General features: G+C 70.5%; 8 protein-coding genes and 2 pseudogenes. 5 read left to right on the top strand and 5 right to left on the bottom strand.

Features of this window, described 5'->3' with window-relative positions; genetic code table 11:
- From AC3EUJ_RS29975 to AC3EUJ_RS29960, 4 genes and pseudogenes are all read right to left on the bottom strand, one after another.
- A partial coding sequence (locus tag AC3EUJ_RS29975) for a hypothetical protein (RefSeq protein ID WP_431966838.1) occupies window positions 1-352 on the bottom strand: 352 nt, incomplete at its 3' end.
- Between the two features lie 664 nt (window positions 353-1,016).
- A pseudogene (locus AC3EUJ_RS29970) lies at window positions 1,017-1,949 on the bottom strand (IS5 family transposase).
- Window positions 1,950-1,991: 42 nt separating this feature from the next.
- Window positions 1,992-2,198: pseudogene (locus tag AC3EUJ_RS29965) on the bottom strand (IS5/IS1182 family transposase); the annotation flags it as partial.
- A gap of 34 nt (window positions 2,199-2,232) precedes the next feature.
- A complete protein-coding gene (locus AC3EUJ_RS29960; RefSeq protein ID WP_431966836.1) occupies window positions 2,233-7,533 on the bottom strand; it encodes a sacsin N-terminal ATP-binding-like domain-containing protein in 5,301 nt (1,766 codons plus the stop codon).
- 592 nt (window positions 7,534-8,125) lie between these two features.
- Between AC3EUJ_RS29960 and AC3EUJ_RS29955 the strand changes: the two genes are divergently transcribed.
- Window positions 8,126-9,201, top strand: a protein-coding gene (locus AC3EUJ_RS29955) for an IS630 family transposase (RefSeq protein ID WP_431966834.1) whose coding sequence is annotated in 2 segments (ribosomal slippage) — window positions 8,126-8,572 and window positions 8,575-9,201 — 1,074 coding nt in all. Because the reading frame shifts where the segments join, the coding sequence is not laid out codon by codon here.
- A gap of 898 nt (window positions 9,202-10,099) precedes the next feature.
- On the top strand, window positions 10,100-12,127 hold the full coding sequence (locus tag AC3EUJ_RS29950) for an N-6 DNA methylase (protein WP_431966832.1): 2,028 nt from the start codon (window positions 10,100-10,102) through the stop codon (window positions 12,125-12,127).
- Between the two features lie 5 nt (window positions 12,128-12,132).
- On the opposite strand, the gene AC3EUJ_RS29945 is transcribed toward AC3EUJ_RS29950, so the two are convergent.
- Entirely contained in the window at window positions 12,133-13,620 is a 1,488-nt protein-coding gene (locus AC3EUJ_RS29945) for a serine/threonine protein kinase (protein ID WP_431966830.1), read from the bottom strand.
- Window positions 13,621-13,770: 150 nt separating this feature from the next.
- Between AC3EUJ_RS29945 and AC3EUJ_RS29940 the strand changes: the two genes are divergently transcribed.
- The 3 genes from AC3EUJ_RS29940 to AC3EUJ_RS29930 are packed head-to-tail and all read left to right on the top strand — an operon-like array spanning window position 13,771 to window position 20,184.
- Window positions 13,771-15,414 carry a PD-(D/E)XK nuclease family protein gene (locus tag AC3EUJ_RS29940; RefSeq protein WP_431966828.1) on the top strand — a complete coding sequence of 548 codons (1,644 nt, stop codon included), beginning with the start codon at window positions 13,771-13,773 and terminating at the stop codon, window positions 15,412-15,414.
- Window positions 15,411-16,586: a pPIWI_RE_Y domain-containing protein gene (locus AC3EUJ_RS29935; RefSeq protein ID WP_431966826.1), complete on the top strand. Its 1,176-nt coding sequence runs from the start codon at window positions 15,411-15,413 to the stop codon at window positions 16,584-16,586. The genes AC3EUJ_RS29940 and AC3EUJ_RS29935 overlap by 4 nt, the downstream gene beginning before the upstream one ends.
- Window positions 16,579-20,184 (top strand): pPIWI_RE_Z domain-containing protein, encoded by a 3,606-nt coding sequence (locus tag AC3EUJ_RS29930; RefSeq protein WP_431966824.1) that lies wholly within the window; start codon window positions 16,579-16,581, stop codon window positions 20,182-20,184. Before AC3EUJ_RS29935 ends, AC3EUJ_RS29930 begins: the two co-directional genes overlap by 8 nt.
- Window positions 20,185-20,191: the final 7 nt, after the last annotated feature.

The raw sequence follows: 20,191 nt of genomic DNA, 5'->3' as shown, positions 1-20,191 counted from the left end.
GATCTCCGCAGCGTCCCATGCTTCGGCGACCTGCCCGCCAGACTCGATCCCCATACTCCTCCACTTGGCGCTTCCTCTCCGCGTCACCGATTCGCTGCAGCACGTAGTGCGGATACGCCTTCAACCCCGCCTCCTTGTTGCGCGGGCACCAGGCAGCGGCGTTCTCGCCGTCTCCTGCCTCCAAATAGAGGCGCTCCATCAATTCGCACGCCCTCGCGTTGCTGGCCAAGGCCATCGGTTCGGCCCATGCGATCGCTTCAGGGATCTGGCCCGCGGCCTCCGCCAGGTCCGAGATCCAGCCCCAACTGTTCTCCTCACCCAGCTCTGCCGCCCGTTGATACCAGACCAACACCTCGGCCGGGTCCTGGCCCCTTTCGCGTGACAGCTGTGCGATCGCGACCGTGGTGTCCCGATCCCTGACCGGTCGCACATCAGCCAGCCGAGTACCTCTGCCTCCACTCCGGCCTGCTCACTCTTCCGCTTGATGGCCCTCTCGTCACGTGAGCGCTTCATCGATCGGCCCTCGGTGTAGGACGCGGCGCGGTGGAAGGTCCGGTACCCGGGAGAGCGGTACCGCTTCGCCGCCATGACCACGCCGACGGCGGGGTCAAGCGGGTCGGCGCGCTCGACGAGGTGGACGTCGGCCTCCTTGCCGGTCTTCAGGACGCCGAGCTCCGTGTCGATCGCGCTCTGCGAGGTCGCCACCCAGTCCGGTAGAGGCTCGGGGCCTCGGCAGAGGCGTTCGACGCTGAGCCTCGACCAGCACTGGCCGTCCTCGAGGTCGTCGTAGGAACGGAAGTCGAAGACGAATCGGTCGTCGACGTCGCCCAGGTCGTCCGGCGGCGGGACGCAGCAGTAGGGGTCGGTGATGAAGCCGTCAGGGAATGCGGGGTGCTGAGGGTGCTGCGAGAGATCGTCGCGAGACATCGCACTCCGGGAAGACCGCCTTGATGCGGCGTTTGCGCAGGTGGGCGCGGTTAGCGCGGGAGGAGTAGGCCTAGGCACTGTTTCTTGGATCATGTGCGGAGCCAGATCACCAGTGATGCGACGGTGACGGTTCCGAGGTAGGTGTAGGCGCGTTTGTCGTAGCGGGTGGCCACTGCCCGGAAATTCTTGAGGCGGTTGATCGCCCGCTCGACGACGTTGCGCTTCTTGTACCGCTGTTTGTCGAAGCCGGTCGGCCGACCGCCGGCCGAGCCGCGTCTACGGCGGTTGGCTCGCTGGTCCTTGGGCTCGGGAATGGTGTGCCGAATCTTGCGTCGGCGCAGGTAGCGGCGATTGCTGCGGGAACTGTACGCCTTGTCCGCACTGACGCTGTCCGGCCGGGAGCGAGGCCGACCGGGCCCGATGCACGGCACCGAGATCTTGTCCAGCACGGCCTCGAACTGCGGGCTGTCGCCGCGCTGCCCTGGCGTCAAGACGATCGACAGCGGACGGCACCGACCGTCGGCCGACAGGTGGATCTTCGTGGTCGCCGCGCGAACGGCCTAAGCACTCGCCTGCTTCACCACCTCCGCCAGGCGGACGGACAGGCTCCGAAATGTCGGATCGCCCAGGTTTGCACCGCCGTGGGGCCCCTTTTGAGGAACAATCACCGGCGGGGCGGCTTTACGGGCACCGGCGGCATGCTGATGGGCCCGGGCCGTTGTGGAGTCCACCGACACATCCCAGTCGATCCTGCCCGCGGCGTTCTCGGCCGCCTGCACCCGCGCCAGCAACATTTCCCACGTACCATCCGCCGACCAGCGACGATGCCGCTTATAGACCGTTTCCCACGGTCCGAAGCGTTCCGGCAAATCCCGCCACGGCACACCGGTCCTCGCCCGGAACAGCACCCCGTTGATGACCTTCCGGTGCTCACTCCACCGACCGCCACGTGTACCGCCACGAGGCAGGAGCGGCTCCAGCCGCCCCCACTCCGCGTTCGTCAGATCTCCTCGGCCAACCACACTGAACAGCCTCAACCCACGCGCGTGATCACTTCAGGAGATCCGAGAAACAGACCCTAGTCGCCCCGCCACGGCGGTGGGCCGGGTGCGGGGACGGCCGACCGGCAGACGGACCCGCACGTTGTTCAGCACCGGGATGGACTGAAGGCTGTCGGCGGCCTGCCCGGCGGTCAGGACGATCGCCATCGGCCGACAGCGCCGGTCGGCGGCCAGGTGAATCTTGGAGGTCAACCGGCCGCAGGACCGGCCGCTCCCCGACACTCGGGACATCGTGCGCTTCAGCTCACGGCCGTCGGCTGTTCCGCAGCGGCGAGCACTGATAGCGCAGCCCCTTGCCCACGATCCGGAACCGCTCGCGACCGGCCGCCGAGAACGGGTTGGGCAGCTCGAACACCTGACGGTGCTCCGGGTCCAGAGCTGCGGTGATCAGCAGGATCCGGTACCGACCGCCACGCGCGTGGGTGCGCGCGGCATCCACCTCGGACGGCCCGAACTCGAACTCCACTCGCTTGCCGACGGGTTCGCTCAGCGCCTTCACCTCGTACAACCGTGTGGTGCCACGCCAGGCGACCTCGAAGTCGTACCCCAGGCTGTCCGATGCTTCCCGGTCGCCGTTGATGACCGCGGCGTACCCAGACCGCCAGCGCACCTCGGGGTAATGGCGCTGGAGCCAGGCCCGTGCCACGACCTCCCCGACCAGACCGATGGCCGACCGCTGGTCCTCACTCACCTGGTGCAGACGGGCCACGACCACCCGCGACGAGCCGGAACTCCCGCCCCGCCCGGGCTGGGGCACCGGCGCGACCGTGTCCAGGCGTACCTTGCCGGACTGGGCGAGGAAGGCTTCGTCGACGGTCCTGGAGGCTAGGTCCGCGATGGCGGAGAAGTGGTCGCGTCCCACGGCGACCTCCTTCTCGCCGATCATGATCGTGGCCGGGCCCGCCCCGCGTGATCCGGCGGTGCCCTGCGCGGGTCCGGTCCGGGGCGTCAGGTCGGCGGGGGTGAGGCCGAGGAGCCCCGCGTCGGCTGTGAGCGGCATGCCGGTCGGCCAGCCCACACCGCGCCGCACCACGTCGAGCAGTTGTCTCTCGCTCAGCTCGATGAGGTCGCTCAGGCCGGAGCCGTCGAGGAAGGTCCGCGCCTCCAGCAGGGGCGCGCCCTGCCAGCCGGTTGGTACGGGTGCTCCGTGCCGGCGGCACCAGGCGGACACGAGCCGGGCCAGCGCCGGAACCAAGGGGTCCAGTGCGGCGGTGTTGAGTTCGCGGAGCCGGTCGACGGGTGGGAGATCGGTGGTTCGCCCGAGATCGTCGTCGGCGCCGTGCGAGCGCAGCCAGGCCTGTGCCCTGGCCCGCATCTCGTCCTCGGGCGGGGTGACGAACCGGGGCAGCCAGTCGGGGTCCGGCAGCAGGTCGTGGAGTCGACGGGCGCCAGCGTACGCGGAGAGGTCCGCGCCGTCGCGGGCCGCCGCCACATACCGTTCCCGCAGCCGGTCCACCAGCGTGCTGGCGTGGCCGCGTACGAAGTCGCCGAAGGCCTGCTCGTGGAGATCGGGGTGGGAGTAGGGGGCGTAGCCGGGGCCGAGCGTGGTGAGCGCCTCGTTGAACCGCTGGAAGTCCAGGCCCAGTTCGTCGCGGAGTTCGGCAGGTGTGGAGCAGGAGCGGGCGAAGGCGACGAGTTCGGCGGCCGACACGGGCAGCGAGACGGTGTACCGGCCGACGATCTGGACGAGTTCGTCCTCGCCTGCCGCGCGGTCGAGCGCCCGCGCACTCTCCTCGTCCCATGCGGAGCCGAGGAGGCAGCACAGGGCCGGGCGCAGCAGTCGTACCGTGTCGTGCACGTCTCCCGTGAGATTGCGTCTGATCTCGGCGACCTTGGCCTCGGTCGTGTCCAGTGCCATCGCCAGGGTGCGGTCGTCGATCCTTTGGGGATCATGGGTGTCGAGCTGCCGTTCCAGCTTGACCAGGATCAGCTCCAGCGCGTCCTGCAGCCCCGGCCTGCCCAGCAGTTGGGCGAGCGCGGACGTGCACGCCTGCAGTTCGTCCCAGCCCTCCTCGCTGCGCCAGACGACGACCGTGGGATGGTTGGCGTCCGGCAGCGGCAGCGCGCGGGTGGTGGGCGGTGGTTCGGTGAGCACGCCCGAGATGACGACCTCCACAGCGTCGGCCCGGACGACGCGCACGGTGCGCAGCCGCTCCAGCAGGGCCCGCACACCGCGCTCGCTGCGGCGCAGGAACGACCCGGACTTCAGTTCCACGGCCAAAGCCACCACCGTGACGAGCCATTCTCTGCCGTCGATGAGCGTGTCGGCGTGAACAGTCGGGGTGATCGGTTCACCGTCGCTGTGGCGGATCTGCACATCGGTCGCCGACGTGCGCAGGGTGCGGATGCCGTGCGCGTCGGCCATCTCTACGATGGCGTCCCCGCTCTCCGGTCCGGCGACCAGGACGGGATGGCCCGCCAGTTCGACGAGTGCATCCTTCAGCGGCGCCTGCTCGTCGCAGACGTGCACGGGCACGTCCTCGGCCGTCGGTACGAAGGTGCCGAGGGCGTTGCCGCGACTAACCACGAGCCGTACCTCCTCGCCGGTGAGCCACGGCCAGCGGGTGTTCTGCGCGAGGTGAGACCACGCCCGCCCGTAGTGCTTCTTGAAGGAGACGCTGAGGTGCGTCGGCACGTCGCCCCGGTGGAGGATCTCGCCGAGGTGCTTGACGGCCGCTCCGGCGTGCCGAGGGTCCTCCCAGCTCCGCAGCCCGCACTGGCGGAGCCTCGTGGCCGCGACCTTGTCGGTGAGAAGCCGCCGGGTCGGCAGCGGCAACGAGGGGACGAAGCCGGGTAGTTCCCCGTCGGTGCTGAACCACGCCTCGCCGGGGGTGACGAAGGCCGGGCCGTCCGACTCGGCGTCCTCCACCGGAAGCCAGGGCGTGCGGCGGAGGAAGGACGCGAACGGTGTGGGCCAGGAGTGCTCGTCCCTCTTGTGCGGGTGCTCGGGCCGGTACACGGTGACGTCGAAGACCTCGTCGCCCCAGGTGCGGAACCCCAGGATGAGCAGTTCGGCAAATTCCCGCCGTGTGGTGGGGCCGAGGTCCGCCACCTCGGTCGCTCCCGGGAGATGAACCAATGGCCGCTGGAACGCGTAGGGCGTCCACGGGTGGGCGAACTTGGTCCACCGGGACCGTACATCCGCCGTCCACACAGGCCCCAGGCCGTCGCCGAGGCCGAACCGCTGGGCCAGGCCACGGGGTGCCAGATCGTTCCCCTGCTGGGCTCCCAGGCGGTCCCCGACAACGGACAGCCGCAGTCCGTCGACCACGCCGACGGCCGTGAGGAATTCGAGGTACGCCTCCCGGTCCCGGACCGGCGCGGGCCAGTCGTCGGGGCCGCTGATCCAGTGCCGCCGCTGGTCCGCCAGCTCGGGGATCCGGGAACCGCCCGCTTTGAGGAACCTCTCCAGCCGCTGCGCGCCTTCGGTGCCCCAGCCCGGTGAGTACGAGCAGCGTGCCGCCCTCGCCCAGCCGCCGTCGGTGAGCGGCACCCGGAAGGCGATCCGCGACAGCCGGTCGCGCTGCCCCGGCGTGAGCGCCGGGAACTGCCGCAGGGCGAAGGTGAGGGCGTCGCGGCTGAGGGCCTCCGAGGGCCGTGCCCCGAGCAGGTCGTGCAGCGCGTCGAGGACCTGGTCCAGCTGGTAGGAGCGGACCAGCCCGCCCCGCAGCAGGAAGTCCCGTCCGGGGCTCTCCCAGGTGATGTCGGGGTGGGTGAAGGCGATACGGCGGCGCAGCGCCTTGAGGTCGCCGGGGACGCGGGTGCCGGCGACGTCGTGCTCGTCCCCGGGGTGGAAGAAGACGGTGCCTTCCTTCTGGCCCTTCTTCCCTTGCTCCGCCGCGCCGCCGAGCGCAGGCCGCAGGCCGCCGTCCTGGTCGAGGATGATCCGCCGACCCCGCAGCGCGGTGTGCTGGCCGGTGAAGGCCTGGGCCAGGTCGTTGTAGAAGTCCGCCCAGCGTGGGCTCGGCGACTCGCCACCTTCTGCCCGGATCTCCTCGGCCACCGCCTCGGCCCAGTCGGCGGTCCTGACCAGCGGAGGACGCAGGGCCCGGGAGACGACCGCCTTGGCCAGCCGGTCGGCACGGGCATGCCGGACCTGGCCCGCGGAGGCGGCCAGCAGATGGGCTCCGGCCCGCGCGAGCGCCCCGGCAGTGAGGACCCGCCAGGGGCGGCGGCCGTCCGGCCAGGCGTAGGTGTCCCGCAGGGTGCCCCAGGACTCCCCGCCCTCCAAGGGGAGGAACGGCTCGACGGCGAGCCGCCCGTCCACCGCCTTGCCGAGGCGGGCCGGGGTGTCCCAGCACATGAGGTCGAGGACGAAGTCCCCGGCGCGGGCGTGCGGGGTCTCGGTACGCAGGTGTCTGGCCGATTCCACGCAAAGAACCGCCAATTGGTCGAGCAACAAATCGTTGAGGGCCACCGCCTCGCTGATGTCGAGCCGGGCGAGCTTGGTGAAGAACGGCGCGTGGGCGTGGCCCGGAAACGGCGCAGAGGACGCCTCCGACATCGGGATGAAGGTGTACATCCGGCCGTTCCGCGACAGCGGCCGGTCCAGTCGGAGCGCAACACCGACCCACGCCTCGCCCTGCCAGTCCCGCCATTTCGCGTCGATCCCATGGACGTCGACGCTGCGCTCGATCGCCACGCGCAGCGCCTCGGTGTCCAGGGTCCGCCGTGCCAGCAGATACCGCCCGGCGTCACCGAGGTCGACCTCGCTGATCCAGTCCGCGGTCCGGGACGCGACCAGGTCGCAGGGGCGTTGGGCACGTGACAGCACATGTCGTGTGCCGCCCTCGGCCCCGTCACGGATCTCCACGACCAGTTCCCGCACGCGGTCGAGGAAGAGTAGTAGGGGCGCCTTGTCGTCCACCACGTTCTCGGCCTGCGCCACGACGAGGCTCCAGGCGTGGTCGTTGCGCAGCGGCAGTCGTACGACGGTCGCGTAGCCGTCCGTGGCGAGTTCCTTGAGCACGGGGTCAGCAGCCTCGGCGGGCACCGGCAGTGCCAGCGGAGAGACGTCCTTGATCACCCGGGCGGCGAGGGCCGGGTCGTTGACGACGGCGTGGATGTCGTCCGGTCGGGCGAAACGGAAGCAGTAGCCGTCGAACGAGTCGGAGGCGGGCGACGCCTTCGAGTAGATCTCCGGCCAGTCGGTCAACTGCAGCACACTGCGGAAGCCGAGCCCCTTGTTGCCGATGCCCTCACCGGCTCCCTTGCTGGAGAGGGCCAGTTCAGTGATGGCCTTGAAGTTCTCCACGGTGAATCCGGTGCCTTCGTTGGCGACGTACAGGACACCGCCGCCGTCCTGGTGGCGCGTGGCCAGCACGGCGATCCTGCCGGTGCCCCCCGCGGCCAGGGCATCGTGTCCGTTCTGGATGAGCTCCAGGATCGTGCGGCCCTCGTACTCCTGGGCCGTGTCCTCGCTGACGGACTTCAGGCTCTCGGCGAAGCGCCAGTCTCCTCCCGCTCCGTCGAAGATCTCGATCCGCCGGCGTGTCAGGGCGGTGATCGCGTCCCCGAACCCCGCCCCTGATCCGCTGCTCCTCATCGGTGTGATTGCCGGTCCCCCCTCGCTGAACCGGCATGCCTGTGCGTGCCTGCCGGGAATCGTGCTCATCAGTGTGTCCGGAAGGGGGCACCAGCCACGTTTTCCGGCCAATTCTTTGAAAGCTCACATGTCGATGCGAGAGGGGGGTGGGGCCCGCTCGGTCCCCTGCGACGTCCGGGCACCCTCAGATGTGGTGAACGGCGGGACGACCGAAAGAAGCTCGTCGGCAGCCCGAATTGTCAGAGGCGGATGCTAGGGGCTGTCTGCGGTTGTGATCAAACGCGGGTTAAGCGAGAGCTGGTCATTCTCAGGGTCCCTCATGAGCCGGAGTGCATGCGCCACCGGACGGCGTCTACGGCACTTGGTCACAGGCCCTGTTCGGGCCTGGGCTCGGTCAGATAGACGCCGGCGAGCGTGCCGTCGTAACCCGCGGCCTGGGTCGCAGCCTCCAGGCTCGGGGAGTCCTTCCCTCCGACGTGGATCACCGCCTCGTAGTCCGCGCGAGTCAGTTCGCGCTCGACCCACTACTGACTTGTAATGCGTGATGTCGTGGGGTGCTGACAGGTCGTGATCGTCGCGGTACACCACGGTCATGAGGTACGCGCAGGGTGGTGGGCTGACTCACGAGCGGAGGGCGTTTCGCGAGCGGATCCGTCTGGACGCGGGTGAGATGTTCGCGGCTGGTAGCGACAACGCCGAGGTGGCGAGGGTGCTGCGGGTGCATGTGCGCTCGGTACAGCGCTGGCGGCGCGAGTGGGCCGAGCGGGGTGAAGCGGGCCTGGTCTCGAAGGGGCCGGCGTCCTTGCCCAAGCTCAGTGACGAGTTGTTCGTGAAGCTGGAGGCGGCACTGGCGTTGGGGGCGGTGGCGCACGGCTGGTCCGATGAGCGCTGGACGCTCGCGCGGATCAGGACGCTGATCGGGCGGATGTTCCACAAGAGCTACACCGTGCCCGGGGTGTGTCTGTTGCTGCATCGGCACGGCTGGTCGCCTCAGGTCCCGGCTCGCAGGGCGGTGCAGCGCGACGATGAGGCGGTCGCGACGTGGGTGAAGGAGACCTGGCCGGCCGTGGAACCACCGCGGCGGCGCTCGGGGCCTGGACCGTCTTCGCCGACGAGGCCGGGTTCTCGATGACGCCGCACACCGCCCGCACCTGGTCCCGCAGAGGTGTCACCCCGGTGATCCGGGTCAATGGCGGCAGCAGACGTCACCTGTCGGTGGCCGCTCTGTGCTGCTACAAGCCCGGCGAGCGGCCGCGGTTGGTCTTTCGGCACACCGGTGACCGGCGGGTCGACGGCCGCAAAGGCTTCTCCTGGAAGGACTTACGAGACCTGCTCACCGCCGCCCACACCCAGCTCGGCGGACCGATCGTGCTGGTCTGGGACAACGTCGGCCTGCACCTCAGTCGCGCGATGCGCGCCTGGATCACAGCCCGGGACTGGCTCACCGTGTTCCAGCTGCCGGCCTATGCACCCGACCTCAACCCCGTGGAAGGGATCTGGTCCAGCCTGCGGCGCACCAACCTTTCCAACATCGCCTTCACCGACTACACGCACCTGGTCACCGCAGTCCGCCGGGGCCTACGCCAGATCCAGTACCGGCCCACCATCATCACCGGCTGCCTCATCGGCACCGGCCTCGCCACAAGCCCCGGCGACATCACGCATTAATCCTCAGTAGTGTGCGCAACGGCAGCGGATTGATCTCGTTGCGGTCGCAGATCAACCGTCCAGTCGCGCCGGGCACCGCACTGCGGACACATCCCTCGGGGGGAGTTCGCCGATGCATCGCAGCCACCAGGCGAGGACGTCGGTGACGCCGTCCGCAGCGTCCAGTTCGCACCATCCGATGGCCTGCTGGAGCAAGGCATCGGTGTCGTGGCCAGCAGCGCGCTCGGCCTGGTCCAGGTGGCGGCGAGGGCGTCCCAGCCGGGCGCGATGCGTACGGAGTCGGCCTGCTCGGGCAAGGTGGTTTCGAGGGTGCCGGCGTACCACTCTCGTAAGGGTTCGGGAAGGCGACGGCCGTGCTCGCGCATCGCGTCCGTGGGGGCAGCGGCGGCTGATCGGTAGGCGCTGCACAGGTGTTGTGCGGCTCGTTGGGCGGCGGCTGCCTGCTGGACGTGACCGCGGGCGGAGTGCCAACGTTACGGCGGCGATGGTGACGAGGAGCATCGTGGACAGGAGCATCGCGGTGGTGCCGCCGTCTTCGCCTTTACCGAGGGCGTTGCCGGCGCGGATGACGCCGCGGGCGGCGGAGCGGATGGCTCCGTTGTCGGAACGCTCGGCGCGAATATGGGAGCGGGTGGCGCCTTCGAAGGCGCGAGCGGCCTCGGCGAGTCCTCGGGTTGAAGCCGGGGCTGGTCTGGGCGAGTGCGTCGAGGAGTTTGCCGACGCCGGCCGGCTGGGCCGCGGAGCACAACGACCTCCCGGATCGTCATGCACATGAGGTGTTTGGCCCAGGTGCCAGAGTGGCTCCCAACATGTGCGTAAACTCAGTCAAAGAACGCGCCCCCAACGCAAGTGATCACGGATTCATTGGGCGCCAGGCTGCCGAGCTCCGGAGGAAATCATGTCCGTAACCGCAGGGTCGACCCCGGTTGTCGTCACCCTTGCGGAGATCGCCCGCATCGCGGGAGTCGGACGCGCCGCCGTCAGCAACTGGCGTCGACGGTACGACAGCTTCCCCTCTCCTGTCGGCGGCACCGACACGAGCCCGCAGTTCTCCCTGCCGCAAGTCGAGGAGTGGCTCAAGCGGGAGAACAAACTCAAGACAGCGCCGAACCCGCTCGACCGGCTCTGGCCGGAATACGAGTCCCTGGGGGACCGAGAAACGACAGGCCTGCTGGTGGCCCAGGTGGGACTCCGGCAGAGCGGCGTCACGACAGGCAGGCCGGCGGCGGGGCCGCTCCTTGATCAGCGTCAGACCCGCCTGCTGGAGCGCACTCTGGAACTGGCTGATCCGGACCAGGAGCACGGGCCCTTCGACTTCCTTCTGGAGCGGTGGCTCCGGACGCACGTACGGCAGATCACGACGACTCCTGTGCAGCTGGCCGGGCTTATGGCGCAAGCCGCAGCCATGAACCACCCAGGCCCTGTACGGACCGTGCTGGATCCGGCCTGCGGGGCGGGGACGTTGCTCGTCGCAGCCGGCCGGCAGTGGGGTGCTGACCGTGCTGCGGGATTGCGTTTCCTGGGCCAGGACAGCGACGCGGTTCTGGTGGAGCTGGCCAAGGCGCGCCTGGCGATCGGCGGGTTCACCAAGCGTGACCTGTCCAACGTATCGTTGGCAGCGGGTGACACGCTGCGGGCCGATGCCCATTCCGGAGCGCAGGCCGATGTGCTCCTTTCCGACCCGCCGTCGAACGAGCGTGACTGGGGCCACGCGGAACTCGCCACAGACCCGCGCTGGGTCTATGGGCAGCCTCCGCGCACAGAGCCGGAACTCGCCTGGGTTCAGCATGCCGCGGCAGCTCTGGCTCCCGGCGGCGTCGCGGTTCTCGTGCTGCCGCCCGCTGTGGCGGCGCGCCGCGCGGGTCGCCGGATCCGGGCCGGTCTCCTGCGGTCCGGCGTGCTCCGGACCGTGATCGCCCTGCCTCCCGGTGCCGCCCCGCCCTACGGTGTCGGACTGCATCTGTGGATCCTGTGCGCGGACGGTGCCCTCGGCCGGGGCGGAGCGGACGGCGCAGAGCTCACCTTCGTGGACACCACACACGCCGCTCGTCCCGTGACCGCCGACAGGGGCGGCGTCGACTGGTCCGCCGTGACGGAGCAGATCGTGGGGGTCCTCGGCGGCACAAGCACGCTGGGAAGCGTCTCGGTACCCGTGGTCGACCTGCTGGACGACCAGGTAGACCTCACGCCTGCACGGCGTGTTCCGAGGACACGGGCCGCCACCATCGTCGACATCAGGCGCCTCTGGACGCGGTACGACGCGCACATGAGGGAACTGCGCGATGCCACCGACGCCCTGTCCGCACTCGTACCCGCGGACGACGGCGAGACGGTTCCGCTCATCAGCGTCGGCGAGCTGGAACAAGCCGGAGCCCTGGAGATCCGGACCGGGCAGGGCCTGCCGGAGTCACTGGTGCGCCGCGGGGAACGCCAGGAGGACGAGGCGCGCGTCCTCACGGGTGCTCCGCTGTCCGGGCAGGCGCAGCTGTGGCTTCCGGCGTCGGTGGTCGCGGCGGGCGAGCGGGATGGCTCGCTCACGGTCACAGCCTCCCAGGACGTCATCGTCTCAGTGCTGGCCCGGGCCTTCGACGTACGGGTGGACGCCGACGCCCCGTCCGTCCTGGGGCCCCAGCTCGCGGCGCTCAGGGCGAATCCCGCGGTCCTCGACCCATGGTTCCTGTCCGGCTGCCTGCGTGCCCCGGCCAATGTGCACAGGGCCGGCACGCACGCATCCACCACGTCACGCATTGACGTACGGCGTATGCACATCCCAAGGCTCTCGCTGGAGGAACAGCGACGGTACGGGGAGATCCACCGGAAGATCACCGCCTTCGAACGCGAGATGACCGATATGAAGAGCGTGGGCGGCGAGCTGAGCCGGGCGCTGGGGGACCTGCTGGCCGCAGGGCACCTTCCCCGGAACTGATCCGGCTACGGCTCTGGCAGCCGGGCGAGGAGGTCGGTCACCTCCGCTTCGTAACCGGATTCCGCCAGCTCGAAGGCGACCTCGCGACAACGGCTCGTCAGCCGGCCGGAAACCGGTACGGCGACGAGCGGCAGCCTGTGCACCACTGTGCGCCAGCCGCTGAACGCCCCGGCGAAGTCCCCCTCGGGCATCAGGCACTCGGCGATCCCGAGGCGGGCCTCCAGCACGAGAGGATCCGAGGGGTCTCCGTTCCCGGCCACGTACTGGTACTGCTCCTTCGCCTCACCCGTACGACCATCCAGTCGAGCGGCATCGGCACACACCAGCCGCCCCTCCAGGACGATCGGCTCGCGGGCCCCCCAGTCCGCCACCGCCTTGGGCAGCAGGTCGTGGAGCTCGGCACAGCGGGCACCAGAACCGTCGGCGAGCAGTTCCGCCCGGGCCTGGGCGATCCGTCCCGCGAACTGGTTGCGCCCCAGCCACCCGCCACGACGGCGGACCGGACGCCGCGCTACGGCACGGGGGGTGGGCCGCGTGTCCGGCGGGCCGGCCACCGCGCTCTCCCGCAGGCGATAGCGTGCGGTCGGGTCCGGAGCCAGTTCCGGATCCGGGGCCGGGTCGCCCGGCTTCGGCAGGAAGTCACACAGGACGTCCAGCACCTCGTCGATGGTATCGGGGCGGTCCGCCGGAGTCTTGGCGAGGAGGTCCCAGACCAGGTCGTCCAGTTCCTCGGGAATGCCGACGTTGATGCTCCGCAGGCGCGGCGGCAGGTCCTCGAGGTGCTGGGTGCTCTTGTTCCGGTCCGGCTTGTCCTCGAAGGGCCGCTCCCCGGTGAGGAGTTCGAAGAGCACACAGCCGAACGCGTAGAGGTCCACCGAGGCGGAGATGTCCTGCTGGCCCCGCAGCTGCTCCGGAGCCATGTACCCGGCGCTGCCCGGGGTCTCACCCAGTGCGGTGTAGCGGGTCGCATCGGGATCGGTGAGGTGAGCGATGCCGAAGTCCAGCAGCTTCACCGCTCCGTCCGCGCAGGCGATGACCACGTTGCCCGGTTTCAGGTCGCGGTGCACCACGCCGTTCGTGTGCGCGTGTGCCAGGGCTTCGGCGACCTGGACGGCGACGGCGACAGCGGCGTCGAACGGGAACGGCCGGCGCGTGTCCAGGAATTCGCGCAGGCTGATCCCCTCGACGTATTCCATGACGAGGTAGGACTCCTCGCCCTGGTAGCCATGGTGCAGCAGACGCGGGATCCCGGGGTGCTTCAGCTCCTCGAGGATCGCACCCTCGCGTTCGAACCGTTTCAGCAACTCGACCCGGTGTCGCGCGCGCTCTGCAGGGGTGAACCGGCCCTGCGTGTAAGCATCGAGCCGCAGCACCTTGACGGCGGCCAACTGCCTGGTCACCAGATCAGTGGCCGTCCAGATGGTGCCCATGCCGCCCTGGTCGAGCGCTTCCTCGACTCGGTAGCGGCCGTCGAGGACTTCCCCGGCTTCCACGCCTCACCCCCGGCTGTTCATGACACGGTGTCAGCCACACTGTAGCGGTTCACGGATCACATCGAACGAATCGCTTGACTGAGTTCACAGAAATACGCTTCCCTGGGTGTGTTGGCGCTCTCGTCCCACCACACCCGTAAGGGGTGCATCGTGCCGCTCCACCTGCCTCCACCCGGAACGAACGGAGACATCCGGCTCATCCGCACCTCGCTGCCACTGCTGCGCGAGGACCCTCAGGACTGCCCGCGCGGCAACGCCCTGCGCGCCAGGGCATTGCTCGCCCAGGTTCCGCCGCGCCGGCGGGGGAAGCCCGTCGAGGACTTCGCCCTCGGGCCGGTCATGAGCGTCCTGGACGCGGTCGAGCACGAGGGAGAGGACGCCGACAGCGCCTTGACGCGGCTTCTGAGGCATCAGAAGTACCATGCCGGGCACGTAAGTTGGGCAGAATCAGCCGTTCGGTCCTACCTGCTGGCGCGCGCGGAGCGCGAAGCGCAGCGGCGCGCGCTCGGGCGTCCGCCGACCCTGCCGGTCCGCGCCCAGTGGACAGCCATCACCGAGAGCGAGGTACCGGACGCCCGCGGGGCGATCCGCTACGAGCGCACGGCGTGGGGACGACGGTACGCGTCCGCCGACGGGTCGGAGCGCGAGATGTGGCTGCTGTCCGTGAATTCCGTCAAGGGGGACCGGCCGCCCGCCGAGATCGCGGAAGCGGCGGCCGTGGCTGCGACGGGCATCCCCTCCCGGTCGGCCTTCCGGGACATCTTCCGTCCCGCCGCCGGCAGCACCGTGCGCCCGAGGCGGGTCCGGATCATCGGCATCGGCTGCGGCAGCGATGATCACGACGTGCTGGCCGACTGGGATGTCGACGAGGCCGAGCGGCGGTTCGCCGAGCACGCCAAGCCCGTGCTACGTCGGGTGATCGAGGGCGACCGGCTCAACCCCGGTTCCAGCTGCACGCGCTGCGAAGGTCTGGCTGCCTGCGCGCAGCCGCCCCGGGCTCCTGGCGTTCTCGGGGTTCCCGGGCCGCGCCGCCCTCGCGCCCGCCGCTCCGTGTCCGCGAGCGACCTGCGCGTCCATGCGCGCTGCCCGGCGCAGTTCCACCTCACCCGTGTACTGCACCTGAAGTCGGGGGACCCGGAGAGCGAGCCCATCCGCAGGGGACGTGCCGTCGACGAGTGGCTCAACCTCCTTCACGGGAACGGATGCTGCCGCACGGCCCCCCTCCCGGATGCCCTTCCCGGCCTCTCCTCCGCCGAACTGCCGACCGCCCTCGCCCTGCTCGCCGAGCACCAGCGGGCCTGCCCTCTCGATGGCCTGCCGTCCGACGAGGCCGTACGGGTGCAGCCACGCCTGACCGCGTACGACCCCGAGCTGGATGTCGTCCTGATCGCCGACCCCGACCTCCTCTACACCCGCTCCGGAGGCTGGATCTGGCACGAGACGAAGACGGCTGCAAAGCCTCCCTGGGAGGGACGCGCGTTGATGGAGACGTACCCGCAGCTCGCCTTCGCGGTGCTGATGATGTCCGCCGGAGTACCCGGTGGTGATCCGCGCCGGTCGCTGATCGAGCTGGAGGTGCTGTACCTGGACGCGGAAGGCACCGGGAAGTCGCGCTGCGAGGAAATCGATCCCGGTGATCCGGACACCCTCGCCGAAGCACGCCGCATCATCGCCGGGCTCGCCGGCCCCTGGGCGGTGGACGAGACCTACGCACCGACGCCCGGCGGTCACTGCGGCGGCTGCGACATGATCACCCACTGCGCGGCCGGCCGCGCGCATCTGGAGGCACGGTGACGGCGACGACCGACAGCGGCATGCCGCCGCACGACGCCGACTGGTCAGCCCATCGCGGCATTCCCCTGATGCGCACGCTGGCCACCGCTCTCACGGTGCTCGACGCGGCCACCGGCCCTGACGCCTTCACCCTGCCCTACCCGCCCGAGGTGCAACGCGCCCTCGACCGGACGGTGCTGGCCTGCCTGGAGCGCGGGGCCGAACCTCCGGTGAGTCTTCCAGACCTGCTGTCGTGGTGCAGCGAGCGGCCGGTGGCCGACTGGCCGGTGGATCTGTCGGCCGAGGCGGCCGGACCAGACGATCTGCTGCTCGACCCGGACTCCTCACGCCCGACCGAGCTGTGCTACGAGTGGGCGGAGCAGTTCTCCGACAGCGCGCTGGTTCTCTACGACCGTGAGATCGTCCGCGCCGCGCTGCGGTTGTGCCGCGAGTACGGCGAGGAGGACGCGTACACCGAGTTCCGGCGGCTCCTGGTCACCCGGCCCGTCCTCACCTCGGCCGAGGAGTGGGCCGTGTCGTTGGACCATGTGCTCGACCCGGTGAAGGAGCTCCTGAGCCGCATCTACCGCCCCGTCCCGGACAGCTATTTGCGCGGTGACGTCTACGCGACCTGCGGCCGGTGTCTCACCCTGCTGACGCCGCTGCCCGACGGCGGCTGGTGGTGCGAGCGGGACCGCTGCCGCCGCCGGGGCCGGCCGCCGGTGGGGCGCCGCATCCCGCAGGAGGAGGCCGGTGAACTGCTCCAGCTGGCCAGGCCGTTGCGTCAGTTCATCACCGGTCCGGGGCGGGCGGAGGTGCAGCTGGAAGGGCGGCTCACCGGGCTCGGGCTGAAGGTCCGGATGTGGCCGGCGTACGACGCCTACGACATGCACGTCACCTTCCCCGACGGCTGGGTCTGGGCGGTGGACGTGAAGGACTGGGCCCATCCGGCGTTCCTGGGGCGGGCCGCCCGTCCGGTGCCGCAGGAGCCCCGGTACGACGAGGCGTTCTGGGTGGTGCCGCAGGACCGCGTCGACGACCGGCCGGGCTACATCGCCACGTACGAGCGCAACCGCCCGGCAACCGCGTGCCGTGTTCCGTTGCTCACCGACACTCACCTGCTCGCCCGCGCCGAGGACCGGCTCGCGCGGGTCGGCGGAGCCACGCGTAAGGAGGAGACCGGCGATGCGTGACCGCGACAGCTGGCACCACCCGGTCAGCCGGGAGGTCGCCCGCTTGTGGGACGAGGTTCCCGACGAACTCGGCGATGTGAAGCCCGGCCTGCTGTGCCAGGCGGAACTGGCCCTGCGGATCCTGGAGCGCATCGCGCCGGACGAGCCCGCCCGCGGTGCCTACGTCCTGCTCGGCGGTTACGAGTTCGCCGCCGCCCGGGGATACGTGTCCTGTCCCGAGCACGAGGTCATGCTCGGCGCGGGTCGTCATCTGCTGTGGCACCTGCGCCGCGGCCGCGCCTGGGAGCGCACGCTGGAGACCTACCGGGCCCTGCCGGACCGGCTGCGGGCCTATGAGGTCCTCGCGCTCGACCGGCCGGCGCGACGGCGTGAGCCGACCGTCGCCTCGGACCGGTTCGCCGTGTACGAGGCCGCCCTCGCCGCCCTGCCGCCGTTGGCCCGCAAGGAGCTGCCCCTGGCCCCGGCGGGGCGCGCCACCTTCGTCGACCGGCGCCGGCCCGCCTCCGTGACGTTGCCCGAGGAACTGCGTCCCGACCCGGTTCCCGGTCATGATCCGGAGGCGGGGCGGCCGGGAAACGGTGAGCCGCTCACGGTCAGCCGGGCCGACCTCGTCGAGACCGCCCAGTGGATGGACGCGACGGAGCGGGAGAACGAGGTCGAGAACCCAGGTCACTGGGAGGACCGCCTCACCGAGCTGCACATCTTCCCCCGTGATGCGGACGGGCTGGGCTTTTCGCAGGAAGGCGATCTCCACCTGGACGGGCCGCTGCACCTGGCCGGCATGGTCGGTGCGGGCAAGTCGACCTTGATGACGCTGATCGCGGTCTGGGGAGCCCGCCGGACTCCGGCGCTGCGCACCACGCTCGTCGTGGGCGATGTGGCCGAACAACTGCGTCTGACCGCTCTGCTCCGCGATCTGGGGCTGACCGCCACGCCGGTGCTGGGTCTGACCACGCGAGAGACGCATGTGCAGCGGCTGCACCGACGGCTCGCCTCCCGCGGCTTGCACAACGTGCTGGACCACGACGACCCGGGCTTCGACCACCTGAGCACCGTCTGCGTGGTGGACGCCCTGCGCGACACCGAGGCGGCACAGCCCCTGCGGTTCGTGGACGCGCCGTGCACCTCGCTCCACCCGGAGAAGAAGCGCACTCGCGACGAGAACCCGGATTCCGGCGCGCTGCCCGAGCCCTACCGGCCGGGACAGCGGCGGTCCCCGTCCGAGGGCGACCGCCCGGCGGAGGTGAAGGGATCCCCGCACGGGTGCCCCCTGTGGTACGCGTGCCCGCGTCACCGTGCGGCCCGGGAGCTGGTCGACTCTCTGATCTGGGTGGCCAACCCGGCAAGCCTCGTGCAGTCGGCCGTGCCGCGCCACCTGGGCGAGGAGCGGCTGCGCCACCTGGAACTGGCCTGCCTGCGCAGCGACATCATCGTCGTGGACGAGGCCGACTCGGTGCAGATGAAGCTGGACGAGATCTTCGCGCCGTCGGCGACGCTGGTCTCTCCCGGCCCCGAGTCCTGGCTGGACCAAGTGCAGACCCACCGTATCGAGGAGCTGTCCCGGCAGGGCCGGCTGCCGCTCACCGACCAGGAGGTCGAGCGCTGGTCCGCCTCGCTCACGGTTGTCCATGCCGCCACGGACCGCCTGTACAAGCTGCTGATCTCCGACGCCGACCTGCGCGAGTGGGCTGACATCGAGTATTTCAGCCCCTGGACGCTCCAGGAGAAGCTGCTCGGCTCCTGGTTCGCGCAGGACTCCGATGCTGGCGTCCCGGACGGCGTGTCCGACGAATCGGAGCTGTACGAGGCGTACGAGGACGACGTTCCGGAGCCCGAGTCGGCCGGGCCGGAGGTGGACGCCCACCGGGCCGAACTGACCGAGCGGTTCGACGACTTCCGGGATGATCCCCTGGGCGGCCGGAGCCCGTACGGCAATCTGACGGACGAACTGGTGCGTCTCGTTCAGGACCTGCTGACCACACTGTCCTCCTCAGGCACGCGTGAGCGGGTCCTCGCCGTGCTGCGCCCGCTGCTCGCGGACACCCCCGCGTCCGTGCGGGCCCAGGACGAGGCGTGGCTCGATCTGACGGCCCGGCGCCTGGAGTTCATGCTGCTGCTCAGCGCCCTGCACCAGCGTCTCGAACGGCTGGTCTTCCTCTGGCCCCAGGTGGAGGCCGCCCTGCACCTGGACTCGACCGGCAACGAGCTGTCCCGCCGTCCGCCGCTCGACTACGCCCCGCTGGTCCCGGAGGCTCCGATGGGCAACGTCCTGGGGTTCCAGTACCTGCCGGACGAGCGGGAACGCGATGTCGAGGGGCGGCACAGCGGCACCCTACGCTTCTTCAGGTGCGCGGGTGTGGGTCGCGAACTCCTGCTCTCCCTGCCCGACGTGGGTGCCGACCCTGGCCGCGGCCGCAGGGGTCCGCACGTCGTGCTGATGTCCGGCACCAGCTGGGCGGGCACCTCGACACGCGCGCACGTGGTCGCCCCGGTGGGCGCGGTGCTCACCCCGTCGCCACGGTCCCTCAAGGCCGTGAGCGAGTCGGAATTCAGTACGCACTTCCTGTACGACGACGAGGGGCGCCCCCTGAGCCTGTCGGGCACCGAGCCGAAGGCCCGGCCCGCGGCCTGCCGGGCGATGGTCAGCCGGCTCGGGTCGCCCGGCCGGGGCGGCGCCCCGAGCCCGTTGGAGCAGGAACTGGCCAGGGTCGCCGACAGCCGCCGGCGCCGGGCGATCCTCCTGGTGGGCAGCTACAAGGAGGCGCACACCGCGGCGGAGGTCCTGCACGAGATGGAGCGCTGGCACGGCCGCGTGCGGGTGCTGGCCGCCGACGACGCGGACCTGGAACAGGCCGTACGCGGCTCGGCACCGCCCAAGCCGGAGGCGGATCGGGTCACGGCGCTGCGCCGGGGTGATCTCGCCACGTTCGCCCAGGACCCCACGGCGGAGATCCTCGTGGCCCCGCTGATGGCGGTGGAACGCGGGCACAACATCCTCAACGCCCAGCGCAACGCGGCCTTCGGCACGGCCTTGTTCCTCGCCCGGCCGCATCCGCGCCCGGACGACCTCGCGCTGGCCGTGTTCGCGATCAACGACTGGGCGGCCCGTTTCGCCCGCGACGAACCCGGGCTGCCGCAGGGCACGTTCGGCAAACTGGTCATGGCCGCGGCGGACCTGGACGCGGCCGGGCGGGCCTTCCGGCACGTGGCGCGCGCCGAGTGGCGCCGGCTGCTGTCCCGCCGCTACATCTACTCCCGCCTGTCCGACCACGAGAAGACGTCCTTCACCTGGGACCAGCTGGTGACGATCTGGCAGGTCATCGGCCGCCTGGTGCGGGGCGGGGTGCCCGCCCGCGTGGTCTTCGTGGATGCCCGGTTCGCGCCGCGTACGGCCGAGTTGCTCTCACCCGGCGCCGCGGCGGCGCCGCTGCCGCGGGAGGACGGCCTGCTGACCGGTCTGCGGGACGTGCTCGCCCCCTACTTCGCGGAGGGCGCACCGCCGCCCGACTGCTCCGATCCGGCGGACCCCGCGGTCGCCCGGCTGCTGTACACGCCGCTGTACAAAGCGCTGCGCGAGATCGAACACCGCACGTCCTGACCTTCAC

This window comes from Actinacidiphila sp. bgisy160 (assembly GCF_057707815.1).
The sequence above is the reverse complement of the archived record's forward strand: the minus strand, read 5'-3'. Positions and strand labels throughout refer to the sequence as shown.

Coding starts and splice junctions, on each gene's coding strand:
- AC3EUJ_RS29960 (WP_431966836.1), bottom strand. CDS start 7,533: ATGAGGAGCAGCGGATCAGGGGCGGGGTTCGGGGACGCGATCACCGCC.
- AC3EUJ_RS29950 (WP_431966832.1), top strand. CDS start 10,100: ATGTCCGTAACCGCAGGGTCGACCCCGGTTGTCGTCACCCTTGCGGAG.
- AC3EUJ_RS29930 (WP_431966824.1), top strand. CDS start 16,579: ATGCGTGACCGCGACAGCTGGCACCACCCGGTCAGCCGGGAGGTCGCC.